The organism is Chlamydia felis Fe/C-56 (assembly GCF_000009945.1).
Lineage (GTDB): Bacteria > Chlamydiota > Chlamydiia > Chlamydiales > Chlamydiaceae > Chlamydia > Chlamydia felis.
In genome coordinates, this window is the sequence record NC_007899.1 from 612,803 (window position 1) to 636,059 (window position 23,257).

The following is a 23,257-nucleotide window of genomic DNA, read 5'->3' on the forward strand; positions in this document are numbered from 1 at the left end:
TCTATAGCTCCGTCAAAAAATTATTGATGCTTTCTACTGTCCCTAAACTCTTAATAGGTTTAGTTAACCCTATGGAACGATTTAATCCCGCAAGAACCTTTCCCGGGCCTATTTCTAAAAATTCATCAACTTCTAAATCCATCTTAGAACAACTTTGATACCATAAGGTAGGAGAGGTCATCTGCTTCACTAAACACTGACGAATTTCATCATTATTTATTAAAAAATCTGCCACGACATTAGAGACAAACGGGACTTCTGAATCATGCATGTCCAAATTATATAAATAAGAAGCCAATTCATTTTCTGCCACCTGCATTAATGGCGTGTGAAAGGCTCCAAATACTTTTAATAAAATCGCTCTTTTCGCTCCTAAATCTGTAAATAATTTAACAGCTTCTTCTATTTTTTCTCTCAAACCAGCAATAACAAGTTGTTTAGGAGCATTGTAATTAGCAATCCAAATCCCCTCCCCTAAACTTTCTAGATTCTGTTCAACAATATCGGCTGTTAATCCAAGAATCGCAGCCATCGCTCCGGGACTTTGTTGACAAGCCTGATTCATAAACTGAGCGCGTTTACTAATAATATTAAAACCATCAATCGGAGAAATACGACCAGAAGCAACCAAAGCCGTATATTCCCCTAAGCTTAATCCAGAAACTGCTGCAGGGGTTATAGAAGTTCTTGAGACTAGAATCTTCACTATAGCTAAACTATGTAAATATATAGCTAATTGACTGTATGCTGTTTCAAGAAGTTTCTCTTCCGGTCCTTCAAACATAATAGAAGACAGGGAAAAATTTAATGTTTCATCCGCCAAAGCAAACACCTCTGCAGCCTCAGGATAACTCTCAACTAAATCTTTACCCATACCAACATATTGACTACCTTGGCCAGGAAATAAGAACCCTATTTTTTTCTTCATTATTAAACTAACCTTCTACCTGTTGTAAAACAACTGCTCCCCAAGATAATCCACCTCCAAACGCAACTATAAGTAAATATTCTCCAGAATTAATTACATGTGATTGTAATAATTCATCTAGGGCGATGCACACAGAAGAAGCCGCCGTATTTCCATACTTTGATAAAGTTTTAAATACTTTAGCCTCATCGATTTCGAAACGCTTAGCTATTGCGTCAATAATTCTTTCATTAGCCTGGTGAGGAACTAACCAATCTATATCTTCTTCTGCTATCCCAGCATCAGAAATACATGCTTTAGCAGCAGACTCCATGCGTCTTACTGCATGCTTAAACACTTCTTTACCTTCCATAGAAATAAAATGCTTCCCAGCCTCTAGAGTCTCTAAAGAAGCAGGAAGACGACTGCCTCCGGCAGGAAGACTCAATAAATCCGATACACTGCCATCAGCTCCTAAATTCACATTAGTGATTTCTAAAGCTCCAGGACGACTCTCTCCAACAACACAGGCTGCGCCTCCGTCACCAAAAAGAACACATGTATTTCTATCCTGATAGTTTACAAAAGAAGAAAGCTTATCTGCTGCAATCAGCAATACATTATTGTACATTCCAGATTCTACATAAGCCTTAGCCACTGACAAACCATATAAATAACCCGTGCAAGCAGCCATGCAATCAAATGCTGGGATTTCTTTTATTCCCAAATAAGCTTGAGCCAAAGCTGCGCTTGAAGGGAAAATATGATCGGGAGCCGAGGTAGAAAAAATAATACATTCTATTTGGTCTTTAGTTAGACCTGCTTTTTCTATGGCCTTTTCAGCTGCTTTCGCTCCCATAATAGAGGTATACTCATCAGCAGCAGCAATACGCCTTTCTTTAATTCCGGTTCTTGTTACTATCCATTCATCAGAAGTGTCAACCATCTGTTCTAGGTCAGAATTAGACAGGATTTTTTCAGGTAAATAAGAACCCGTGGCCCAAATAGATGCTTTTCTTGTTTTTTTCACACACAACCATAAATAAAGAAAAAAGCTAGTATACTATTCAAAGAGTTTATACCCTAACTTTTATTTTAGGTATTTAGGCTCCTTCTGCAACTCTACAGCATAACAAAAAAAATATAGATAAGTTCTAAAATGTTAAAGTATCCAGATTATCTATCCAAATTAATCTCTTTTCTTAGGAAACTTCCAGGAATAGGATTTAAAACAGCCGAAAAGTTGGCTTTTGAACTTTTAGACTGGGAGCAAGATCAATTAGAAGCATTGGGTAAAGCCTTTTCTGAATTATCTATAGCACGTAGTCACTGTCCCTGTTGTTTTTGCTTAAAAAATTTTCCAGAAAGTCAGTGCGAATTTTGTCAAAACAACCGCGACACTTCCACATTATGTATCGTAGCCAGTCCTAAAGACATTTTTTCTTTAGAACGTTCTCAAGTTTTTAAAGGTCATTACTATGTCCTGGGGACATTGCTATCACCTTTAACAGGAAAACATATTGAAGAAGAAAGAATGCGGTTATTAAAACAACGCATAGAATTTTTAAACCCCAAAGAAATAATTCTAGCTCTGGATGCCACTTTGGAAGGAGATGCCACTGCTCTTTTTTTAAAACAAGAGTTAGCCTATTCCCTAGCTTCTATTTCACGTTTGGCTTTAGGTTTGCCAATAGGATTGTCTTTTGATTATATAGACTCTGGAACTCTTGCTAGAGCATTTTCTGGAAGAAATCCATATTAAACTTGAAATAAATTTTTTCTATTTTTAATTTTTTTGGGGTTGTAAAAATATAAGCAATCTCTAGAAGCTCTGTCTATGTTCAAGATAGTAAGATCTTGTTAAAAAACATCCTACTCCTTATTTTTGTGCTTACTTCAAAAAACTAATTTTTCTGTCCTAGGGGAAATTCTTTCGAATGTTCATAATGCGAAATAAAGTTATTCTGCGATTTACTGTTTTGGCTCTAATCCAAGCCCCAATAGCTCTAACAGCTAAGGCTACAGAAACAGTTAAAGAAGGATACACAATAGTTGAATCTATTACGATTACAACAGAGGGTGAAAATTCTATAAACAAACATCCACTACCGAAATTAAAAACGAAAAGTGGAGCTTTGTTTTCTCAAGCAGATTTTGATGAAGACTTACGCAATCTATCCAAGGATTACGATAGAGTAGAACCAAAAGTTGATTTTTCCAATGGAAAGACCACTATTTCCCTACTTCTTGTGGCCAAGCCCTGCATTCGAAAGATTTGCATTACGGGAAATGAAGCCGTTCCTAATCACAAAATTCTTAAAACTCTGCAAATCTACGAAAATAGCGTATTCGACAGAGAAAAGTTCTTGAAAAACTTCGATGAACTTAGAGTTTACTATCTTAAACGTGGCTATTTTGAATCTAATCTCTGTTATGACCTAGATCATAATGAACATCAGGGCTATATCGACATAACTGTTCGGGTTCAGGAAGGTTCTTGCGGAAGGATTAAAACATTTAAAATTAATGGCCTCAGCAAAAGTGAAAAGGCTGACGTCCAAGAAATCATTCTCACCAAGCAGCATTCCAAAACTACAAGTTGGTTTACAGGAAGCGGCTTATATCATCCTGATATTGTTGAACAGGATGCTCTAGCCATCACCAACTATCTACATAACTTAGGTTATGCAGATGCAACAGTTACCCCACGACGAGAAGTCGATGAGTGTGGAAATATTGTACTCTACATGGATGTAGAAAAAGGTCCTCTTTATACCTTAGGCCACGTACATATTGAAGGATTTGATGTTTTGCCTAGACGACTTGTAGAAAAACAATTGTCGGCAGGTCCTAATGACATATATTGCCCTGAAAACATCTGGGACGGTGCTCAGAAAATTAAAAATACATATGCTAAATATGGCTATATCAACACCAACGTTGACATAACATTCTCCCCTCATGCATCACGTTCTGTCTATGATATAACTTACCAAGTAAGCGAGGGGTCCCCTTATAAAGTTGGTTTAATCAAAATCACGGGAAACACTCATACAAAGCATGATGTTATCTTACATGAGAGCAGTCTCTTCCCAGGGGATACTTTTAACAAGTTAAAACTGGAGGATACAGAACAACGTTTAAGAAATACTGGTTATTTTCAAAGCGTTAGTGTTTACACAGCACGTTCTCAATTAGATCCTTTGGATAATGCTGAAGAATACCGTGATATCTTTGTAGAAGTTAAGGAAACCACAACAGGAAACTTGGGATTGTTTTTAGGATTTAGTTCCTTAGACAATTTATTCGGGGGAATAGAACTTTCTGAAAGCAATTTCGATCTTCTAGGTTTCAGACACTTGTTTTCTAAGGGATTTAAATGCTTAAGAGGCGGTGGAGAATATCTATTCTTAAAAGCCAACTTTGGGGATAAGGTCACTGACTATACCCTAAAATGGACCAAACCTCACTTTTTAAATACTCCATGGATTTTAGGTGTGGAACTTGATAAATCTATCAATAGAGCACTTTCTAAAGATTATTCCGTTGAGACTTATGGTGGAAATGTCAGCACTACATATATCTTAAATCAACAACTGAAATACGGAATCTATTACCGTGGCACTCAAACCAGTTTACATAAAAAGAAAAAGGATCAAGAGGGACCAGATATCGCAGCCAATAAAGGTTTCGTATCAGCTGCTGGAGTAAACTTAAATTTCGACTCCATAAATAACCCAAGAAATCCCACTACAGGAGTACGTAGTGGAATAAACTTCGAAGTTTCTGGTCTTGGCGGCACATATCATTTTACAAAACTTTCAGTAAACAGCTCGATATATCGAAAACTAACAAGAAAAGGCGTTTTAAAAATCAAAGGAGAAGCTCAATTCCTTAAACCATTTGGTAATACAACTATAGAGGGTATTCCCATTAGCGAGCGCTTCTTCTTGGGTGGAGAAACTACTGTTCGTGGATATAAGCCATTTATTATTGGTCCCAAATTCTCTCCTACGGAACCTCAGGGCGGTCTATCCTCTCTTCTACTTACTGAAGAGTTTCAGTACCCTTTAATCAATCAGCCTAGTGTCAGTGCTTTTGTCTTCCTAGATGCGGGATTCATTGGACTTAAAGAATACACTATCCGCTTAAAAGATCTTTGCAGTAGCGCAGGATTCGGCTTACGTTTTGATGTAATGAACAACGTCCCCGTTATGTTAGGATTTGGCTGGCCATTCCGTCCCACAGAAATGTTTGACGGTGAAAAGATCGATGTTTCTCAACGATTCTTCTTTGCCTTAGGAGGTGTCTTCTAGGTATAACTGGGAAAGAAAGTAAGCGAAGCTCTAAATCTTTGGTTGTCTTCAGAGAGGGCTTTTGCTAATCTAAAGTTCTTCATCTCTTAGATCTTATAAAGGTTAATATGAAAAAATCATTACGCCCTGTCTTTCTAGCTTTTTTAACTTTAGCGGGTACGCAGCAAGCTTTTGCAGATGACGACCATCTTAAGGGTGGTTTAGGTGTTGTTAGCTTAAAACGCTGCTTAGAAGAATCTGCTTTTGGGAAAAAAGAAACAGAAGAACTCGAAAACATGAAAGAACAGTTCTCAAAAAATTCCGAAAAAATGGAAGAAGAACTGTCAGCACTTTATAATAAGCTACAAGACGAAGATTACATGGAGAGTCTCTCCACTTCAGCTTCAGATGAACTAAGAAAGAAATTCGAAAATCTTTCTTCAGAATATAATGCTTTGCAGTCTCAATATTATCAGATGTTGAATCAAAGCAATATGAAAAGAGTTCAAAAGCTCATAAAAGAAGTAAAAAAAGCTTCTAATATAGTACGAGAACAAACAGGTTTAGCAGCAGTCTTGAATGATGAAGTGGTTCTCTCTATTGATTCTAGCGCTGATATAACTAATGAAATTATCAAAATTCTTGATGAATCTTTCAAAAATAATTAAGATACCTCAAGAACCAAGGAGTTTTGTATGCCTCAAGAACTGGTCTATACTCTTCAACAGTTAGCAGACTTATTAAAAGTTGAAGTTCAAGGAAATACAGAAACTCCTATTTCTGGAGTTGAAGAAATAAGTGAGGCTCAATCTCATCACGTCACTTTTCTGGATAACGAAAAGTATTCGCGTTTTATAAAAAATACCGAAGCTGGAGCGATTATTCTATCAAAAGCTCAGGCTCAAAAGTACGGTCATTTAAATAAGAACTTTCTTATAGTTTCTGAGTTCCCTTCAATAGCTTTTCAAAAATGTATAGAGTTATTTATTCCTCCCATTGATTCAGGATTCCCGGGAATTCATCCTACAGCAGTTATTCATCCCACAGCACATATTGGCAAAGATGTTTTTCTTGAACCCTATGCTGTAATATGCCAACACGCGCAAATTGGAGATTCTTCTCATATTGGAGCAGGAAGTGTTATAGGCGCTTTTTCAACTCTTGGGGAACATTGCTATGTTCATCCTAAAGTAGTAATTCGCGAACGTGTGGTAATAGGTAAGCGTGTTATCGTTCAACCCGGAGCTATTATCGGCGCTTGTGGTTTTGGTTATATCACCAATGCTTTTGGGCGTCATAAACATCTCAAACATCTAGGCCAGGTAATCATTGAAGACGATGTCGAGATTGGAGCAAACACTACGATAGATAGGGGCCGCTTCAAGAATAGTGTTATACGTGAGGGCACTAAAATCGACAACCAAGTTCAAATAGCTCATCATGTGGAGGTTGGAAAACACAGCATGATTGTTGCTCAAGCAGGAATCGCTGGTTCTACGAAAATCGGAAACCACGTAATTATTGGAGGTCAAACAGGAATTACGGGTCATATTTCAATAACAGATCACGTAATCATGATGGCTCAAACAGGGGTTACAAAATCGATTAGTTCTCCAGGAATCTATGGAGGAGCTCCTGCTCGTCCTTATCAAGAGATTCATCGTCAAGTTGCGAAAATCCGCGGCCTACCTAAATTAGAAGAACGTTTGGGAATGCTAGAAGAAAAAGTTAAGGGATTATCTGCACAATCCGAAGAAGCTCAAATAACCCCTTAATCAAATTACACGTACACGGATTTAAAACGCCTTTTCAAGGTTAAAACCTTGATTACGCTTTTGTTAACGATTGCAGGGCTTATTTTCCCTGCTGAAATTAATTGAGCTAGAGTTTTTATTCCTTCTTTAAGTTCTTTAAGATTAGAAAAAGTAAAGCAATCAACTCCGTAGTTTAATGCTTTAATTGTATTCTCAACATTCGCAAGTATTGAACATCCTATAAACTTTATACTAGAAAAGTCTACGTCAATTGCTAGACCTCGAATAGTATTTGCTAGGCTGTAGCGTAAAGCTATAGGGAGGGGTGTGGTCGTCGTAGAAGCAAAATCACAATGATGCAATTTGCCCTGTATACTACCTGCATGTTTCACTCCCCTAACAAATTCAGAATAATTGTTCATATCCATATCGACTATTTCTTTATAAATTAAAGAAATAACCACTCCATAATCTTTAAGGAGCTTCCCTAAGCCCATCCCCAAGTCATATAAGTTCTTGCAATCCATCAAAGACAAATCTTGATATGATAAATAAAACTGTAAACTATGGCTTACAGAGCATCCTAAAAGTAGGGGGATTGTCTGAGATTTGTTGAAATCGCGAATATATCTACATTGTTTTTCAAAAGAACCACAAGAAAATAGTACCCCGCCTAAACCACAACTATGTTCAAGCTGAACAACTGCTGTTATAAAATCATCCCCCTCTAATCCACAAGAAGGGACAAAAAAAAATAATTGAGCCAATTTTCTTTCTATTGAAGTAAGTAATGAAAATAGCTCCTTGGTTTCTTCTAACTCCTCATTTTTATAGGGCATCCACTGCGTTTTTTTTAGATAATTACACGCCTCTTCTCTCCCTCGTTGGAATTCTTGAGCTGAGGCAACAACCCTTTTAGTTATAGTTAATAACTTTTTTTTAAGTTCATTACCTTTCTTATTATTGTTGTCATCAAAAGATCTTGGATCTTTCATGACACCATCTATCTGTTCCACATAAAAACTATCCCGACAATTTAGTCTGCTAAAAACGTCCATGTGTCCACAGTCCTTTGCTTCTTGCTCGGAAATATACAAGTAGGAAGATATTAAAGATTTTTCTTTTTTTTTTAAAAACTTAATTACTTTTTTGGTCTTGTCTTTTCAAATCCATGATTTTATAATGGGGAGGAACTTAATCCTTGACGCAACTCACGTATCAAGATATGCCCGACTCTTTTCATTACAATATAGCCTCTAAAGAATCAGATGAATCTTCTGTAAAAAATATTATTGATGTATTCGGCGCCCCTCGCTGTTTAGAGCTCTTAAAACAAATGTTATTGATTCGTGAGTTCGAAACTCGTGGTGAGGAAGCTTATCTGGAAGGATTAGCTGGAGGTTTTTATCATTCCTATAGTGGTCAAGAAGCTGTTGCCACCGCAGCTTTGGCCAACACAGGATTAGACCAATGGTTTTTTTCTTCATACCGTTGTCATGCTCTAGCCATATTACTAAACATTCCCTTGCGTTCACTTGCTGCGGAATTATTAGGGAAAGAAACGGGCTGTGCTTTAGGCAGAGGTGGATCTATGCATATGTGTGGTCCAAATTTCCCTGGAGGTTTTGGTATTGTAGGAGGACAAATTCCCCTAGCAGCTGGAGCCGCATTTGCAATAAAATATCGTGGTGAGGATAAAATTTCTCTAGGTTTTATTGGAGATGGAGCCGTTGCTCAAGGAGTGTTTCACGAAACGTTAAATTTTGCTTCGCTTCATAACCTTCCGCTTATGCTTATTATAGAGAATAATGGCTGGGGAATGGGAACAGCTCTTAAGCGTGCTATTGCTAAACTGTCTATAGGAGAATCTCAAGGGTCTTCTTACGGAATACGCTCTTTTACTTTGAATGGTTTTGATCTATTTAACTGTCTCACAGGCTTTAAGGATGCTTATGAATATATGTTAAAGACTCGCCGACCAATTATTATTGAATGTTTATGTTCGCGATTTAGAGGCCATTCTATTTCAGATCCTAACCTCTATAGAAGTAAGGAAGAAATGCAATGCCTTATAAAAAAAGATCCCATTATTTTTGTAAAAAACTGGTTAATCCGTTTAGGAGTGCTTTCAGAAGAGAATTTCCAAGCGATGCGACAAGAGTGTAGGAGTGAGGTCGTGAAAGCGTTCACCGAAGCAAAATCAGATCCAGAACCAACGATTGCCACATTAGAAGAAGGTGTTTATGCCTAAGCACGTTACATTGGAAATCCGAGAAGCTATTAGAGAAGCCATAGACGAAGAGATGGCCAGGGATCCTAATGTATGCATACTGGGAGAAGAAGTCGCCGAGTACAACGGTGCCTATAAAGTAACAAAAGGTCTTTTAGACAAATGGTCGTCATCACGGGTTATTGACACACCCATTAGCGAAGCTGCATTTGCAGGAATTGGCATTGGAGCTGCGTTAACAGGTCTTCGTCCAATTATAGAATTCATGAGCTGGAACTTCTCTTTAGTTGCTGCGGATCAAATTATCTCGCACGCCGCAAAAATGCATTACATGACTGGTGGAAAATTTTCTGTTCCTATTGTATTTCGCGGTCCCAACGGAGCTGCGGCCCAAGTATCTTGTCAACACTCTCACTGTGTAGAAGCTCTCTACGCTAACATCCCCGGCTTAATTGTTGTTTCCCCCTCTAATCCTTTCGATGCTAAGGGATTATTAAAATCTGCAATTAGGAATGATAATCCCGTACTCTTCTTAGAAAATGAGTTGGAGTACAATCTCAAGGGTGAAGTCCCCATTGAAGAGTACCTGGTTCCTATTGGCAAATCTCGTATTATCGAGGAAGGTAAAGACCTAACGATCATTACTTATGGTCGTATGGTTTCTATTGTAAAACAAGCTGTAAACATAGCTAAACAACGCTATGGTCTTTCTATAGAAATTCTTGATCTGCGAACAATTAAGCCTCTAGATATCTCTGGAATATTTTCTTCAATAAAGAAAACAGGAAACTGTATAGTTGTAGAAGAGGGTCACTATTTTGCAGGAATTTCAGCGGAAATCATTACTGAAATTATAGAACATGTTTTTGATTACCTAGATAGTCCTCCTTTAAGAGTGTGTCAAAGAGAAACTCCTATGCCCTATAACAAAACTCTAGAGCAAGCAACTCTCCCGAACGTGCATCGTATTTTAGACACTATCGAAAAAATCATGAGGTAAATTTGTGATTTCTTTATTAAAAATGCCAAAACTCTCTCCAACAATGGAAGTAGGAACAATCGTAAAATGGCATAAGAACAATGGCGATAAGGTAGAGTTTGGTGATGTTCTCGTAGAAATATCCACAGACAAAGCTGTGTTAGAACATACGGCTACTGAAGATGGTTGGTTCCGAGAGAGCCTTGTTAAAGAAGGAACAAAAGTACAAATAGGCATACCTATAGCTGTGATATCTTCCGAAAAAGATGAATCTTTTAATTTAGAGGAACTACTTCCTAAATCTCCTGAACCTCAACCTTCTGCAGAAAATATTCAACAAGTAGAAGAAGTTGCATCAAGCGCGCCTCGTTGCGAGTCACCAGCTATAGCAGTTTACGGGTTTAAACCCGAACCCCCTCTTTCCGAACCCCTATGTTTAAAACAAGATTCTTCAAAATCTCCAATTTCTCCTCTAGCTAAACGCTTAGCCAAGGAAAAGAATCTTGATATCTCAGGAATCAAAGGTAGCGGCCCAGGCGGACGTATAGTTGAAAAAGATCTTGCGAAAGCACCGCCTAAAGGTATCGCCGGTTTTGGCTATCCAGAAGCTCCTGAGGTGCATCCAGGATCATATCATGAAGAATCTCTCTCCCCAGTTCGAGAAATCATTTCTCAAAGATTACAAGCAGCTAAAACTTTTATTCCCCATTTTTATGTACGACAAAAAGTATACGCCTCACCATTATTAGCTTTGCTTAAAGAGCTGCAAATCCAAGGAATAAAGCTTTCTATTAATGATTGTATTGTTCGTGCATGTGCCCTAGCTTTAAAAGAATTTCCAGAAGTCAATTCTGGATTTAATAGCGTCGACAATAAAATTGTACGTTTTGAAACTATAGATATTTCTATTGCTGTAGCTATTCCCGACGGTGTAATTACTCCAATTGTACGATGTGCTGACCGTAAGAACATTGGAATGATTTCCGCAGAAATAAAAAGCTTAGCATCCAAAGCTAAGTCTCAATCTTTAAAAAAAGAAGAGTACACGGGAGGATCTTTCTGTGTTTCTAATCTAGGCATGACAGGAATTACAGAATTCACAGCAATTATTAATCCTCCTCAGGCAGCTATTCTTGCTGTAGGTAGTGTACAAGAAGAGCCTACAGTTATTAATGGAGAAATTGTCATCGGCTCTACATGCATGCTGACATTATCCATAGATCACCGTGTAGTTGATGGATATCCTGCAGCAATGTTTATGAAACGGTTGCAGAAAATCTTAGAAGCACCTTCCGTTCTTTTATTAAATTAAAAAACACCTCTGCAACTATGCACAATGAGAAAAAGCGTTTCTAACAAGGAAAGCTCTCGCAAAAAGAAGCGCCTTTTTCTTAAAATTTGTCATTTGTAGGGACGTTCCATATATCTTTAGCATAATCTGTAATAGCTCTATCGCTAGAGAAAAAGCCCATACCACCCACATTATAAATGGATTTTTTCACCCACTCGTCAGTTTGAGTGAATAACATTGCGGCAGATTCATGAGCTTGAATATAAGATTCTAAATCTGCCAAAACAAAGAAGGGGTCCCCTTCATAAAGCAATCTATGCACTATGGGTTTGAAGAGGTCTTTATCTGAAGTATTAAAAAATCCTTGATCTAGCAATTGTAATACATGGGCTATCTTGGGATGACTATCACACACTCCCTGTGGATAGTATTCTCGACGTATTTTTGCGATTTCTTCTTCTAGCAAGCCAAAAATGAACATATTGTCCCTACCAATATATTCTGACATTTCTATGTTGGCTCCATCCATAGTTCCTATCGTTAGAGCACCATTTAAAGCAAATTTCATATTTCCTGTTCCGGAAGCTTCCATACCAGCTGTAGAAATTTGCTCAGAAAGATCTGAAGCTGGCATAATCATCTCTGACATCGTCACGCGATAATTTGGCAGAAAAAGAACTTTCAAGACCTCGTTAACTTGAGGGTCATTATTTACACGATCCGCAACACTATTGATAAGTTTAATGATTAACTTTGCGAATGCGTATCCCGGAGCAGCCTTCCCTGCAAAAATCACTGTTGTAGGAACAATACTAGAAGAAGAATTTTCCTTAAGGTCGTTATAAAGATAGATAACCCTAAGGATATTCATTAGCTGACGTTTATATTCATGAATACGTTTTACATGAAAATCAAAGAGCGAGTTAGGATCTATTTTCTCTCCAACTTCTTTTTTGATTCTTAATGCGAAGTCCTGCTTATTATTGAGCTTAATTTTATGCCACTGCTCTCTAAAACTCGCATCATCAGCAAAAGGTATGACCTTATGAATCTGAGAAAGATCTGTAATATGTGCATCTCCAATTGTCTGATCTAACAACGCGTTTAAACGCGGATTACATAATGCTAACCATCGTCTAGGAGTGATCCCATTGGTCACGTTAATAAATTTATCAGGGAAGAACTCTACGAAATCTTTAAATAATGTTGTTTTTATCAGATGAGAATGGAAAGCAGATACACCATTAACTTTAGCAGAACCTACAACAGCAAGGTTTGCCATGTTTACATGTTTATCGCTTCCTTCTTCAATAATAGATAATGCTCGACGTTTATCATCATTCCCAGGAAATCTATGAGAAACTTTCTCGAGCCATCGAGCATTAATCTCATAGATAATCTCTAAGTGCCTTGGTAACAATCTTGAAAAAAGATCTATAGACCAACGCTCTAGCGCTTCTGGTAATATGGTATGATTCGTATAATTGAATATTTTTGTTGTCATATCCCAAGCAGTATCCCAAGGCAGCTCTTCTCTATCAATAAGGATATGCATCATTTCCGCTATGCCTAGTGCTGGATGAGTATCATTCAGCTGTACCGATACTTTTTCAGGAAGATTGTCTAAGGAAATATGTGTTTTAGTATATCTACGGAGGATATCTTGAATCGTTGCAGAAACTAAAAAGTACTCTTGCTTTAATCTAAGCTCCTGTCCCTCAGAAATAGAATCATTGGGATATAACACTCTAGAAATATTTTCTACTAATGCAATATCTTCTATCGCACGGATGTAGTCCCCATGATTAAAATAGTTGAATTCAAACCCCTGTGGAGATTGCGCCTGCCATAAACGCAAGGTATTTACTGTATCTATTCCATATCCTGGAATAGGCACATCATAAGCCATAGCCAGGACTTCTTGAGTATCTACAAGATCGGCTACTTCCTTCCCGCGAGCATCGGTATAATGAATCACCCTGCCATAAAAACGAACAGGATACAAGTATTCCCCCCTACATATCTCCCACGGGCTTCCGTAGCGCAACCACTCATCAGGAGCTTCTACTTGATATCCATTGACAATTTTCTGATCAAAAATACCATAATCATAGCGAATTCCATATCCATAGGCAGGAATTCCTAGAGTTGCCATGGAATCTAGGTAACATGCGGCAAGTCTTCCTAAGCCTCCGTTACCCAGTCCGGCATCTGCTTCCATTTGCACTAAACTATCAAAATCATAGTTTAGCTCCGCCAATGCCTCTCGAACAAGATCCAGAATTCCCAAATTCAAAAGATTACTCTTTAAGCTTCTACCAAGTAGAAACTCCATTGAAATATAATAGATTCGCTTAACATCTTGTTCGTAATAACTATTTTGAGTTTTTAGCCAGCCTTTAGCTAACCACTCCATGACAGTCTTTGAAACTGCTGTAAATATATCTCTGGCTGAAGCCGATTCTGGAGACTGTACCACACCAAAATATAGACGATTTAAAATCGCCTGCTTCATAGTTTCTATATTTACTAAATTCTTATCAAAACTCATAAGTCGTCCGAATCAAGGGAATAAAGTAGGAAGGGATTTTTGTGTTTCCATAAGAAAAATCTAAAAAAAAAGAAAGAGTTTAGAAAGAAGTCTTATCGCAACCAGAAAACACACAAGAAATTCTGTTTCGAAAAATTATTTTCAATCGACCACAAAAACATCCTATTATAAAAAATTGATAACCAGAGAATTAAACCTGTTTATTTTGATGTAAAAACAGCAACGTGCTAGATTTTCTAAGTATTTTTGCTTGCGAGAATGTTATGAAAGCACATGAATATGGTGAATTTTCCCATCGGCCTGGTAGAAATATTTTTACTCTAAGCGATATTCAAACCTCTACGAACTCTGAATCTCAAGAGTGTACCTTTTCCTCACATACAGTAAGTGGAGGTTCCTCTCGCTTCTCATTTCTTTCGGCTCCCTCAGCTCTATGGGTGGTTTTAGGATTGCTCGCCACGCTATCCTCTTGTTGCATACTGGAAAGCGGATATCATTCTGTTCCCGTACTTATAGTTGCGCTAGTCGTACAAATAGTTTTGGCCGTTGTATCTGTTGTATGCTTGATTATTAAGCATAGAAAAGCAATAGCGTCCAACTTCTGCAATTAAATTAATTTTGATTCTAGCAGGGAATTTCTTCTTCTGGAAAGAACTCAAGACTTTTATATGCCGAAGTTAAATACTTCATTAAGTCTTGCGTAGCAATGCCAATGTCATGTCCTCCTTCCTCCACCTTTTGGGAAATAGCTCGGATAGATGAAATAACCGTAGAATGGTCTCTAGAGAATACATCTCCTATGCGCACGTAGGATAAAGACAATTTCTGACGACATAAATACATAGCTACCTGTCTAGGCAATACATGTTCTCTAGATTGAGAACGCCCCAAAATACTTTCAGGAGATACTCCATAGTATTTTGCAACAGCACGAACAATTCCTGAAGGAGTTAAACGGACACTTTCCGCAGCTTCCAATATATCGTGAAGCAGAGATTGAATATCGTCCTCGTATAATAGTTGCTGGGCCAATTTCTTATAAGCAACACGTTTTGAAAGTAATGTTAATGCGTGAATTAACGTTTTTACATTCGAAGATAACGCGCGAATTAAGAAATCTAATGCTGTATCTTCAATACGAATAGATAACTGTTCAGCTTGTCGCTTCAGAAAACTTCTTAATCCTTCTTTGGTTAAAGGATGAATAGGAACAGCTACCCCCCATTCAAAACGACTAATTAAACGCTCTTCCATTGCCTTCAAGTCTGCTGGAGCATATGCCGAGGAAATAACAATTAACTTCCCTTCCATTTGCAAGGAATTAAAAGTATGGAAAAACTCTTCCTGAGTAGCTCCTTTACCAGAGAATACTTCTATATCCTCTATAAATAAGGCATCAACATTACGATAAAAAGAACGAAATCTTTGTACTTCTCCAGAGCGTATAGCAGAAACTAAGTGCTCAGTAAATAAATCTGAAACAACGTAAAGAATTTTGCCTCCAGATTCTCGAAGAGCACTTACAGCAGCCTGCATTAAATGGGTCTTGCCAGAACCCTCTGGTCCAAAAAGATATATAGGATTAAAAGGAAAACCTGAAGAATCCTCTGCGGGCTTAGTAAACTCCTGTAAAATACGAAATGGCAGATCATTTTCTGGAGTTACAAGGAAATTAGCGAATGTCATTTCAGGATTTACGTTGCCATACTGCATAGTGAAGTAGGCTGTTTTCTCCTGCTGCATCTGCTTTTCTTTATAAAAAGAAGTAGTTTTATCAACAGAAGTTATGTGAACACGAATTAATTTCCCATTATTGTTCACTAAACTAGTCTTTACCTTATGACGTATATGCTCTTCAAACCAGGTCACTTGAAAAGAATCCTTGGCTTCAAGATACAAATTACACGCGTCAAAACACAGGACTTTTAACGACCTTAACCATTTGTCTACAGTACTTGTACCAATTTCTTTTTCTTGCAGCAAAAGAAAGTCTTCCCACGCCCGCATAAAACTATCTCATCTAAATAGTTTTCTTATATCTTTTTTAGTATAAAAAAGCTTTTTTTTCAGTTGTTACCGTTGCTTTTTCTTACTTATAGAAATTTCATTCTTAAGATGTTTACTATCTAAAATCTTATTAGTAGCCCACTGCTGGATTAATCCCAGAAGCATAGAAGAAAACCAATAGATATTTAAACCTGAGGGGAAATTATAAAACATAAAGGTAAACAATAGAGCCATCATCGTCCCCATTGCTTCCTGTTGTCTTTGTTGATCTGTAACAGGTGCCTTCCTCTTCAAAGCAGAAAGCTTTTGCTGAGCAAACATCACAATCCCTAGTAGAATAGGAAGAAGATGGAATTCATTCCCAATAAACCACACTGGTGTAGTCCACGAGAATAGAACATCAGGAGCTGTTAAATTATCAATCCATCCTGGAATAAAAGATGCCCCTCTCAGTAAGAAAGAAGACTTCAATAAATCAAACATAGCTATAAGGAATGGCAACTGAATCAGTAAAGGCAAACAGCCAGTAATAGGATTCACTTTATTCGTCTTATATAAAGCCATAACTTCCATTTGAGCTCGTTTAGGCTCTTTCTTATATTTCTGTTGAATCTCCTGAATATAGGGCGATAGTTTTTGCATACGTCTCATAGAACGTATTGACCAAGCATTCAATGGATACAGTAATAATTTTAAAAATACTGTAAGCAAGATAATAGAAATCCCCCACGAGCCTGTTATCATTCTGAAAAACTTCATAATAATGAAAAGCAAAGCTGCAAAAGGTTCGGTAATGAAAGCAAATATCCCTCTAAAAGTGATACAATCGAGATATTGAGGGCTTTCTCCCTTAGAATTCGTATAAGCTTGATCCAAAGCTCGTAAAGTAGGCTCCGCTAAAGGTCCTGCATAAACAAGAAAACGATACGTTCCTTCTTGCTTAGGCAAAGGAAGTAACGTTTCATATCCAGGATACTTAGACGCAGGATACGCCTGATTCTTAGGAGATAGTAAGGATAGACGTGTGGGAACAGAACTTCCTGGAACGTAGGAAGCCGCGTATCCTGCAGGAATATCTGTAAGTGGAGATAAAATAATGCCAAAGTATCCATTAGAATTCAGTATCCACTGAGGATATACTCCACTACGCAATGCCAAAGGATCTTTAGGCTTAGGCAATTTCACCTTATCCAGTTGTCCTTTATTCTTTTTAATCACGTGATACTTAATAGCTGGGGTAAATGCATTGGACATAATCTCTACTTCTGGAATTCCAGAAGTTATCCATAAGTCTTCATTAGCTTGCGTTAAACCGACAGAAACTTCAAACGAGTAAGGCTGCTGCTCAGGTAATTTATAGGTTTTCTTAATCGAGCCGTCATTGCTTTCTAGCTCTAGCATATTACTGTTGAAAACAGAAACTCTGTATCCAGAAGCCACTGGATTTACAAGATCTCTACCAGAAACAACATTTAAAGCATGATAACTCATAGGTGTTTGCTTCTTAGAATCAGAAAGAATCCCCCTACGCAATAAGGGATAATATCCCCCTACAGAGTCAGGAATAGCTTGATTATTTGCTCCTATAGAAGGAAGTCCTGGGAAGGATGCCTCACTAGGCACCTGGGATTTCAAATCTCTATCAAAACCAATTTCATTTACTATGCTTCTATTATTCTCAGAAGAAAATGGAAGGTTGATTCCCTCTATAGACCCACTTTCTTGAGAAATCACTAACTGCATATATTCATTGGACAACACAAAACATTGCCCTGAATTTGTATCTACATTAGCTGATTGAGAGTCTCTAAAAATAGCAGCTTTTGTAATAGGAAGATCTAAAGATTCTAGTCTTTCTTCTCGTGAATTATAAATACCTAAAAGAAGGTATTCATTACCTGATCTCCAAAATACTAAGGATGTTCCGTAAACAACGCTATCCTTATTATAAATCTTCCCCTGATCTTGTTTATACTGCCCCAAGAAAACTACAGGCTCTTGATTATTACGAAACTCCACGACTAAAACAGGAAGCCCCTCTTTAGTTACAGGAAGAAATACTTTTCCTGTACTTAATGATGCTAAGGACTCACCAGCTTCGCGATACAAAGCCACATGAATATTATCGCAAGCCGTTGTTTCTTCTATAAAATCCCAACGAGTTCCTGAAGAATAAATAGAATTAGCCGATCCCCCTTGGTTTAAAAGGAGTAGCCTATCTCCAACGCGCACTGCATATTGACTCTTGCTTGTCTCTTCACCAAGAGATGTAGTCCAGGGGGCAACACTTAACCCCATAGACTTTGTTGCAGGTAATACTTGTTCCGTTATTGTTTTTTGTTTCTCCGTAAGAGCTTTGCAAGAGCGGAAATCATTATAACCAAAAAAGATTTGACATCCCAAAAAAGCTGCGCCAACTAAAGAAACAAACAACAATGAACGTTTATTCATCTGATAAACTCTGAAAAATTAAACTAAAAAGCTAAAATACCATAGCATCTATTTATCTCCCATAAAAGATTCCTAAATACGTACGAGTCTCTTTCTATTTTACGGAAGAAGTTGAAGAAGCATCCTTTTTACTTTTAATAAAACACGCTATTCCTAAAGACAAACCAAAGACAAACAAAGGCAATGACAATATTTGACCCATTGTTAATAAACAATTTGGACCTATGACTTTACCTTGGTGGCTCTTGAAAAATTCAGCAAAAAAACGAATTAATGAAATACCTACTAGCCCTAGGGATGTGGACCAACCGGAGCCTAAACGAAAGTAACGTTTATAACTTAAAAAAAACAAAACTGCAGAAAGCAATAAATAGCTTACTCCTTCATAGAGTTGTACGGGATGCACAGGCACCCCTAAAATTCCTTGAGCTGGAGACGAAAAAATGATCCCCCAAGGCAAGCTCGTGGGTTTTCCTAAGATTTCTTGATTCATAAAATTACCAATACGAATCATAAAAGCCGCACATCCGAACACGGAAGCACAAAGATCACAGAGAAATAAAAAGGTTAACACCGGAATTTTCTTTCTATATCTCCAAGAAAAAATGACCGACCATAAAATCAAGCCCACCATGCCTCCGTGGCTTGCTAATCCACCATTCCAAATCTTGAGAATTTCTTGAGGATGTTTAAAATAAAAATCACCGCCGTAAAACAAAATATAAGCTATGCGTGATCCGGGGATGATAAATAAGAGAGAATACAAAGCAAAATTCTCTAGAGCCTCACGAAGCTGCTCCTTAGAAAATCTTGTTTTATCTTTTTCACTATAGGAAGATAGAGCAAGATAAATTCCCAACAAAGAAGCAAGCAAAATGCCCATGGAAAAACATACCCCGTACCAAGGAACTCGGATAAGCCATTTATCTGAACCCCACAAAAATTTTGAATGATTCCAATATATTGCTGATAAGAAGACTCTCATTATTCAATCCAAAATAGAAAAAAATCTAAATTCCATATAGAATGGCTAAATTGCACAAGATAAAAACATATGACTAATAATAAAAACCATTTACTTATTCATCTCCCAGGCCTTCTTTGGTTATCTGCAGGAGTTAAACTACTTTTAAAAGCCTCTGCGGTTGTTTATCAACCAGACTTTTCTTTCACAGTTTTTGCTCCCCTAGCTATGGGAGCATGGGTGGTAGCTTCTTTGAAGTACCGCTTTTTATTGTTAAAATCCGTGTCTTCTCAAAACGAATTGTCCCGCCAATTACTCTCAGAAGCTGTATCAAAAAAAAATTACATAAAAAAATCTTTTCTTTCCAAACGCTTCTTAGTTATGGCTACAATGATAGCCTTCTCACTACTACTACGTAGATATATCGACAACTCTGCCACCCTATTCTTTATTCGCTCCACTATAGGCTATGCTCTTATTAAAACAGCTTTGACTTACTTCGCTAAATCCCACAAAACACTCTTAGAAAGCCTTTAACCTCAGATATTCATTATGCAAATGGCTCATATTGGAACAGATATTATTGAAATTGCTCGAATCCGCAAAGCAATAGAGACCCACAACCAAAGAATGTTAAATAAAATTTTCACTAAAAAAGAACAGGAGTATTGTTTAAGGCTAACAAACCCCTACCCCTCCTTTGCTGCAAGATTCGCAGGGAAAGAAGCCGTAGCCAAAGCTTTGGGGACTGGAATCGGAAAAGTCATTGGCTGGAAAGATATAGAGATTCTTACATCACCCAAACAACCCAAAGTCCATTTACCCCCAAGAGTATATAAAGAACTAGGAATTTCCAAAGTCTTACTATCAATCAGCCATAGCCGCGAATACGCTACAGCCATGGCTGTAGCTCTAGTCTAAAAAACGCTCAGCTTCTAAAGCTGCCATACAGCCACTTCCCGCTGCCGTGATGGCTTGCCGGTAATATTTATCTTGAACATCCCCAGCAGCAAATACCCCAGGAATAAAAGTTTTGCACGTTCCTTTTTCAGTAATAATGTATCCATGTTCGTCTAAAGCTAATTGACCGGCCAAGAAATCTGTATTTGGTTTATGTCCAATAGCAAAAAAGACCCCAGCAGCATCATGGGTAGAGATTTCGTTCGAAACGTTATTTAAAATATCAACAGAGCGAACAACAGAATCTCCAGAAATTTTTATCACTTCACTATTCCAAAGAAAAAAGATCTTTTCATTGGCCTCTGCTTTTTTAATCATGACCTTAGAAGCTCTTAAAGCATCTCTTCTATGAACAACATACACACGCTTCCCATATCGAGTTAAAAACATCGCCTCCTCTAAAGCAGAGTCTCCCCCTCCGATCACATACAAATCTTTGTTTTTAAAAATAGGAGAAGCTCCGTCACATACAGCACAAGCTGTAACGCCTTTTTGCCAAAATTCGTTATCACCCGCTCCAGGAATTTCTAAACGTTTTGCAGAAGCTCCCGTTGCTATAATACATGTATCACAGGTATATTTTTCTTCATTGGACATTACCACAAAAGGACGTGCAGAGAAATCTACCGAAGTGACATCTTTTGGAAGAATCTGAGTTCCAAAACGTGCAGATTGAGCCTTCATATTATCCATTAACTTTTGACCTAATACGCCCTCAGGGAACCCAGGGAAGTTTTCTACATCAGTAGTAGTCATTAATTGACCTCCGGAAATACCAGAAAAAAAACCCTCAAATAAAATAGGACTTAAAAGTGCTCTTGAAGCATAAATCGCCGCAGTATAACCTGCAGGACCAGAACCAATAATAATTACTTTGGTGTGAGTCATTTATTTTTACCCTACTGAATAATTTAGAAGTCAAATCTAAAACAAATAAAAAATTTTTAAGCAACAATTTAGAATAAAAAACTGCTGCAAGGGAGATCTTGCCTTTTTTAAGGTTTATATTTACACTATCTTTTTTGACTTTGTAGTTTTTAGGAGAATAACATTAAATGCCAAAACAATCCGAATACACTTGGGGATCCAAAAAAATTCTTGATACTATAGATTGCCTCGCGGAAGACGTTGTTGAATTCAAAGATCTTCTCTGCTCAACACACGGAATTACTTCAAGCGACGAGGAACCTACCAGTGAGATACAACCTGGCGCCATCCTAAAAGGTACTGTAGTTGATATCAATAAGGACTTTGTAGTCGTTGACGTTGGCTTGAAATCCGAAGGGGTCATTCCAATGTCAGAATTCATAGAATCTTCTGAAGGCTTGGTTCTCGGAGCTGAAGTAGAGGTGTATTTAGACCAAGCAGAAGACGAAGAAGGAAAGGTTGTTTTATCTAGAGAAAAAGCTACTCGTCAAAGACAGTGGGAACATATTTTAGCTCACTGCGAAGAAGGATCTATCGTCAAGGGACAAATTATACGCAAAGTCAAAGGTGGTCTTATTGTTGATATTGGGATGGAGGCTTTTCTACCCGGATCACAAATCGATAACAAGAAAATTAAAAACTTGGACGATTATGTGGGCAAAGTCTGTGAGTTTAAAATTCTCAAAATCAACATAGACAGAAGAAACGTTGTTGTTTCAAGAAGAGAACTCCTAGAAGCAGAGCGAATTTCGAAGAAAGCAGAACTTATCGAACAAATTACCATTGGTGAACGTCGCAAAGGTGTTGTTAAAAATATCACCGATTTCGGTGTATTCTTAGACCTAGATGGTATTGACGGTCTTCTTCACATTACAGATATGACGTGGAAACGTATTCGTCACCCATCCGAAATGGTAGAGCTTAACCAAGAACTAGAAGTCATTATTTTAAGCGTTGACAAAGAAAAGGGACGTGTTGCTTTAGGGCTTAAACAAAAAGAGCACAATCCATGGGAAGACATTGAGAAGAAATATCCTCCAGGAAAACGTGTCTCCGGTAAAATTGTTAAGCTTCTTCCCTACGGAGCCTTTATTGAAATCGAAGAAGGCATTGAGGGGTTAATCCACGTTTCTGAAATGTCTTGGGTGAAAAATGTTGTTGACCCCAGCGAGGTTGTAAACAAAGGCGATGAGGTTGAAGCTATTGTTTTATCCATTCAGAAAGACGAAGGTAAAATTTCCTTAGGTCTAAAGCAAACAGAACACAATCCGTGGGACAATATCGAAGAAAAATACCCTATTGGTTTGCATGTACATGCAGAAATCAAAAACCTAACCAATTATGGAGCTTTTGTTGAACTAGAACCCGGTATTGAAGGTTTGATTCACATCTCTGATATGAGTTGGATTAAAAAGGTTTCTCACCCTTCGGAGCTCTTCAAAAAAGGCAGCACCGTTGAGGCTGTTATTCTATCTGTCGATAAAGAAAGTAAAAAAATCACTCTTGGAGTCAAACAACTAAGTTCCAATCCTTGGAATGAAATTGAAAAAATGTTCCCCACAGGGAGCAACATCTCTGGTGTGGTAACTAAAATCACTGCATTTGGTGCATTTGTAGAACTACAAAACGGTATTGAAGGTTTGATTCACGTTTCAGAACTTTCAGAAAAACCTTTTTCAAAAATCGAAGATATTATCTCAATTGGCGACTCTGTATCTGCAAAAGTTATCAAGCTAGACCCTGATCACAAAAAAGTATCTCTTTCTGTAAAAGAATACCTTGCTGACAAACAAAACGATCAAACGGATGCAGATTTAAATAATTTGGACCTAGAAGATTTAGTTGGTTCAGATAAAAAGAAAAAAGGGAAATAATATTACTCAAGAGGTTGGGCTTATGTTTCTTGCAACATAAGCTCGCCTTGGTTTAGCACTCTGTCTG

At 37.7% G+C, this 23,257-nt stretch carries 19 protein-coding genes; 11 read left to right on the forward strand and 8 right to left on the reverse strand.

Annotated features, from left to right (window positions below):
* Position 1: 1 nt before the first annotated feature.
* On the reverse strand, positions 2-928 hold the full coding sequence (gene fabD / locus CF_RS02650) for an ACP S-malonyltransferase (protein ID WP_011458074.1): 927 nt from the start codon (positions 926-928) through the stop codon (positions 2-4).
* Positions 929-935: 7 nt separating this feature from the next.
* The gene (locus tag CF_RS02655) at positions 936-1,937 is read right to left on the reverse strand and encodes a beta-ketoacyl-ACP synthase III (protein ID WP_011458075.1); all 1,002 of its coding nucleotides are present in this window, start codon (positions 1,935-1,937) and stop codon (positions 936-938) included.
* A gap of 129 nt (positions 1,938-2,066) precedes the next feature.
* On the opposite strand from CF_RS02655, the gene recR reads away from it, so the two are divergent.
* The 4 genes from recR to lpxD all read left to right on the forward strand — a co-directional run bounded on the left by recR (position 2,067) and on the right by lpxD (position 6,977).
* Positions 2,067-2,669 (forward strand): recombination mediator RecR, encoded by a 603-nt coding sequence (gene recR / locus CF_RS02660; RefSeq protein ID WP_011458076.1) that lies wholly within the window; start codon positions 2,067-2,069, stop codon positions 2,667-2,669.
* Between the two features lie 175 nt (positions 2,670-2,844).
* On the forward strand, positions 2,845-5,223 hold the full coding sequence (gene bamA / locus CF_RS02665) for an outer membrane protein assembly factor BamA (RefSeq protein ID WP_011458077.1): 2,379 nt from the start codon (positions 2,845-2,847) through the stop codon (positions 5,221-5,223).
* Between the two features lie 107 nt (positions 5,224-5,330).
* Entirely contained in the window at positions 5,331-5,870 is a 540-nt protein-coding gene (locus tag CF_RS02670; RefSeq protein ID WP_011458078.1) for an OmpH family outer membrane protein, read from the forward strand.
* A gap of 27 nt (positions 5,871-5,897) precedes the next feature.
* Positions 5,898-6,977 carry a UDP-3-O-(3-hydroxymyristoyl)glucosamine N-acyltransferase gene (gene lpxD / locus CF_RS02675; protein ID WP_011458079.1) on the forward strand — a complete coding sequence of 360 codons (1,080 nt, stop codon included), beginning with the start codon at positions 5,898-5,900 and terminating at the stop codon, positions 6,975-6,977.
* A gap of 5 nt (positions 6,978-6,982) precedes the next feature.
* On the opposite strand, the gene CF_RS02680 is transcribed toward lpxD, so the two are convergent.
* Entirely contained in the window at positions 6,983-8,014 is a 1,032-nt protein-coding gene (locus tag CF_RS02680) for a hypothetical protein (RefSeq protein ID WP_011458080.1), read from the reverse strand.
* Positions 8,015-8,181: 167 nt separating this feature from the next.
* On the opposite strand from CF_RS02680, the gene pdhA reads away from it, so the two are divergent.
* From pdhA to CF_RS02695, 3 genes are read left to right on the forward strand one after another with little or no spacing between them, the layout of a single operon-like run.
* Positions 8,182-9,207, forward strand: a complete 1,026-nt coding sequence (gene pdhA, locus CF_RS02685; protein WP_011458081.1) for a pyruvate dehydrogenase (acetyl-transferring) E1 component subunit alpha — start codon at positions 8,182-8,184, stop codon at positions 9,205-9,207.
* Positions 9,200-10,186 carry an alpha-ketoacid dehydrogenase subunit beta gene (locus tag CF_RS02690; protein ID WP_011458082.1) on the forward strand — a complete coding sequence of 329 codons (987 nt, stop codon included), beginning with the start codon at positions 9,200-9,202 and terminating at the stop codon, positions 10,184-10,186. Before pdhA ends, CF_RS02690 begins: the two co-directional genes overlap by 8 nt.
* Positions 10,187-10,190: 4 nt before the next feature.
* Positions 10,191-11,477, forward strand: a complete 1,287-nt coding sequence (locus tag CF_RS02695) for a pyruvate dehydrogenase complex dihydrolipoamide acetyltransferase (protein ID WP_011458083.1) — start codon at positions 10,191-10,193, stop codon at positions 11,475-11,477.
* Between the two features lie 79 nt (positions 11,478-11,556).
* Here the strand turns inward: CF_RS02695 and CF_RS02700 are convergent, their stop codons facing one another.
* On the reverse strand, positions 11,557-14,007 hold the full coding sequence (locus CF_RS02700) for a glycogen/starch/alpha-glucan phosphorylase (protein ID WP_011458084.1): 2,451 nt from the start codon (positions 14,005-14,007) through the stop codon (positions 11,557-11,559).
* Positions 14,008-14,270: 263 nt separating this feature from the next.
* Between CF_RS02700 and CF_RS02705 the strand changes: the two genes are divergently transcribed.
* Positions 14,271-14,618: a hypothetical protein gene (locus CF_RS02705; protein WP_011458085.1), complete on the forward strand. Its 348-nt coding sequence runs from the start codon at positions 14,271-14,273 to the stop codon at positions 14,616-14,618.
* A 13-nt stretch (positions 14,619-14,631) separates the two neighbouring features.
* Here CF_RS02705 and dnaA read toward each other — a convergent pair whose 3' ends face one another.
* The 3 genes from dnaA to CF_RS02720 all read right to left on the reverse strand — a co-directional run bounded on the left by dnaA (position 14,632) and on the right by CF_RS02720 (position 19,450).
* The gene (gene dnaA / locus CF_RS02710) at positions 14,632-16,014 is read right to left on the reverse strand and encodes a chromosomal replication initiator protein DnaA (protein WP_011458086.1); all 1,383 of its coding nucleotides are present in this window, start codon (positions 16,012-16,014) and stop codon (positions 14,632-14,634) included.
* A gap of 66 nt (positions 16,015-16,080) precedes the next feature.
* A complete protein-coding gene (yidC, locus tag CF_RS02715; protein ID WP_011458087.1) occupies positions 16,081-18,465 on the reverse strand; it encodes a membrane protein insertase YidC in 2,385 nt (794 codons plus the stop codon).
* A 94-nt stretch (positions 18,466-18,559) separates the two neighbouring features.
* The gene (locus CF_RS02720; RefSeq protein ID WP_011458088.1) at positions 18,560-19,450 is read right to left on the reverse strand and encodes a prolipoprotein diacylglyceryl transferase; all 891 of its coding nucleotides are present in this window, start codon (positions 19,448-19,450) and stop codon (positions 18,560-18,562) included.
* Between the two features lie 69 nt (positions 19,451-19,519).
* On the opposite strand from CF_RS02720, the gene CF_RS02725 reads away from it, so the two are divergent.
* Both CF_RS02725 and acpS read left to right on the forward strand, forming a co-directional pair.
* The gene (locus tag CF_RS02725; RefSeq protein ID WP_011458089.1) at positions 19,520-19,966 is read left to right on the forward strand and encodes a hypothetical protein; all 447 of its coding nucleotides are present in this window, start codon (positions 19,520-19,522) and stop codon (positions 19,964-19,966) included.
* Positions 19,967-19,981: 15 nt separating this feature from the next.
* A complete protein-coding gene (acpS, locus tag CF_RS02730) occupies positions 19,982-20,350 on the forward strand; it encodes a holo-ACP synthase (RefSeq protein WP_011458090.1) in 369 nt (122 codons plus the stop codon).
* On the opposite strand, the gene trxB is transcribed toward acpS, so the two are convergent.
* Positions 20,342-21,277, reverse strand: coding sequence for a thioredoxin-disulfide reductase (gene trxB / locus CF_RS02735; RefSeq protein ID WP_011458091.1), 936 nt, complete (start codon positions 21,275-21,277; stop codon positions 20,342-20,344). The two genes, acpS and trxB, sit on opposite strands and share 9 nt — an antisense overlap.
* A gap of 167 nt (positions 21,278-21,444) precedes the next feature.
* Here trxB and rpsA point away from each other — a divergent pair, with 167 nt between their 5' ends.
* Positions 21,445-23,190 (forward strand): 30S ribosomal protein S1, encoded by a 1,746-nt coding sequence (gene rpsA, locus CF_RS02740; RefSeq protein ID WP_011458092.1) that lies wholly within the window; start codon positions 21,445-21,447, stop codon positions 23,188-23,190.
* The last annotated feature ends 67 nt before the right edge of the window (positions 23,191-23,257 follow it).

Excerpts from the sequence above, each read along its gene's own strand:
- fabD (WP_011458074.1), bottom strand. The coding sequence starts at position 928 with ATGAAGAAAAAAATAGGGTTCTTATTTCCTGGCCAAGGTAGTCAATAT.
- dnaA (WP_011458086.1), bottom strand. The coding sequence starts at position 16,014 with ATGCGGGCGTGGGAAGACTTTCTTTTGCTGCAAGAAAAAGAAATTGGT.
- pdhA (WP_011458081.1), top strand. The coding sequence starts at position 8,182 with ATGCCCGACTCTTTTCATTACAATATAGCCTCTAAAGAATCAGATGAA.
- bamA (WP_011458077.1), top strand. The coding sequence starts at position 2,845 with ATGTTCATAATGCGAAATAAAGTTATTCTGCGATTTACTGTTTTGGCT.
- yidC (WP_011458087.1), bottom strand. The coding sequence starts at position 18,465 with ATGAATAAACGTTCATTGTTGTTTGTTTCTTTAGTTGGCGCAGCTTTT.
- CF_RS02670 (WP_011458078.1), top strand. The coding sequence starts at position 5,331 with ATGAAAAAATCATTACGCCCTGTCTTTCTAGCTTTTTTAACTTTAGCG.
- CF_RS02690 (WP_011458082.1), top strand. The coding sequence starts at position 9,200 with ATGCCTAAGCACGTTACATTGGAAATCCGAGAAGCTATTAGAGAAGCC.
- recR (WP_011458076.1), top strand. The coding sequence starts at position 2,067 with ATGTTAAAGTATCCAGATTATCTATCCAAATTAATCTCTTTTCTTAGG.
- CF_RS02700 (WP_011458084.1), bottom strand. The coding sequence starts at position 14,007 with ATGAGTTTTGATAAGAATTTAGTAAATATAGAAACTATGAAGCAGGCG.
- lpxD (WP_011458079.1), top strand. The coding sequence starts at position 5,898 with ATGCCTCAAGAACTGGTCTATACTCTTCAACAGTTAGCAGACTTATTA.
- acpS (WP_011458090.1), top strand. The coding sequence starts at position 19,982 with ATGCAAATGGCTCATATTGGAACAGATATTATTGAAATTGCTCGAATC.
- CF_RS02720 (WP_011458088.1), bottom strand. The coding sequence starts at position 19,450 with ATGAGAGTCTTCTTATCAGCAATATATTGGAATCATTCAAAATTTTTG.
- trxB (WP_011458091.1), bottom strand. The coding sequence starts at position 21,277 with ATGACTCACACCAAAGTAATTATTATTGGTTCTGGTCCTGCAGGTTAT.
- CF_RS02705 (WP_011458085.1), top strand. The coding sequence starts at position 14,271 with ATGAAAGCACATGAATATGGTGAATTTTCCCATCGGCCTGGTAGAAAT.
- rpsA (WP_011458092.1), top strand. The coding sequence starts at position 21,445 with ATGCCAAAACAATCCGAATACACTTGGGGATCCAAAAAAATTCTTGAT.
- CF_RS02725 (WP_011458089.1), top strand. The coding sequence starts at position 19,520 with ATGACTAATAATAAAAACCATTTACTTATTCATCTCCCAGGCCTTCTT.
- CF_RS02680 (WP_011458080.1), bottom strand. The coding sequence starts at position 8,014 with ATGGACGTTTTTAGCAGACTAAATTGTCGGGATAGTTTTTATGTGGAA.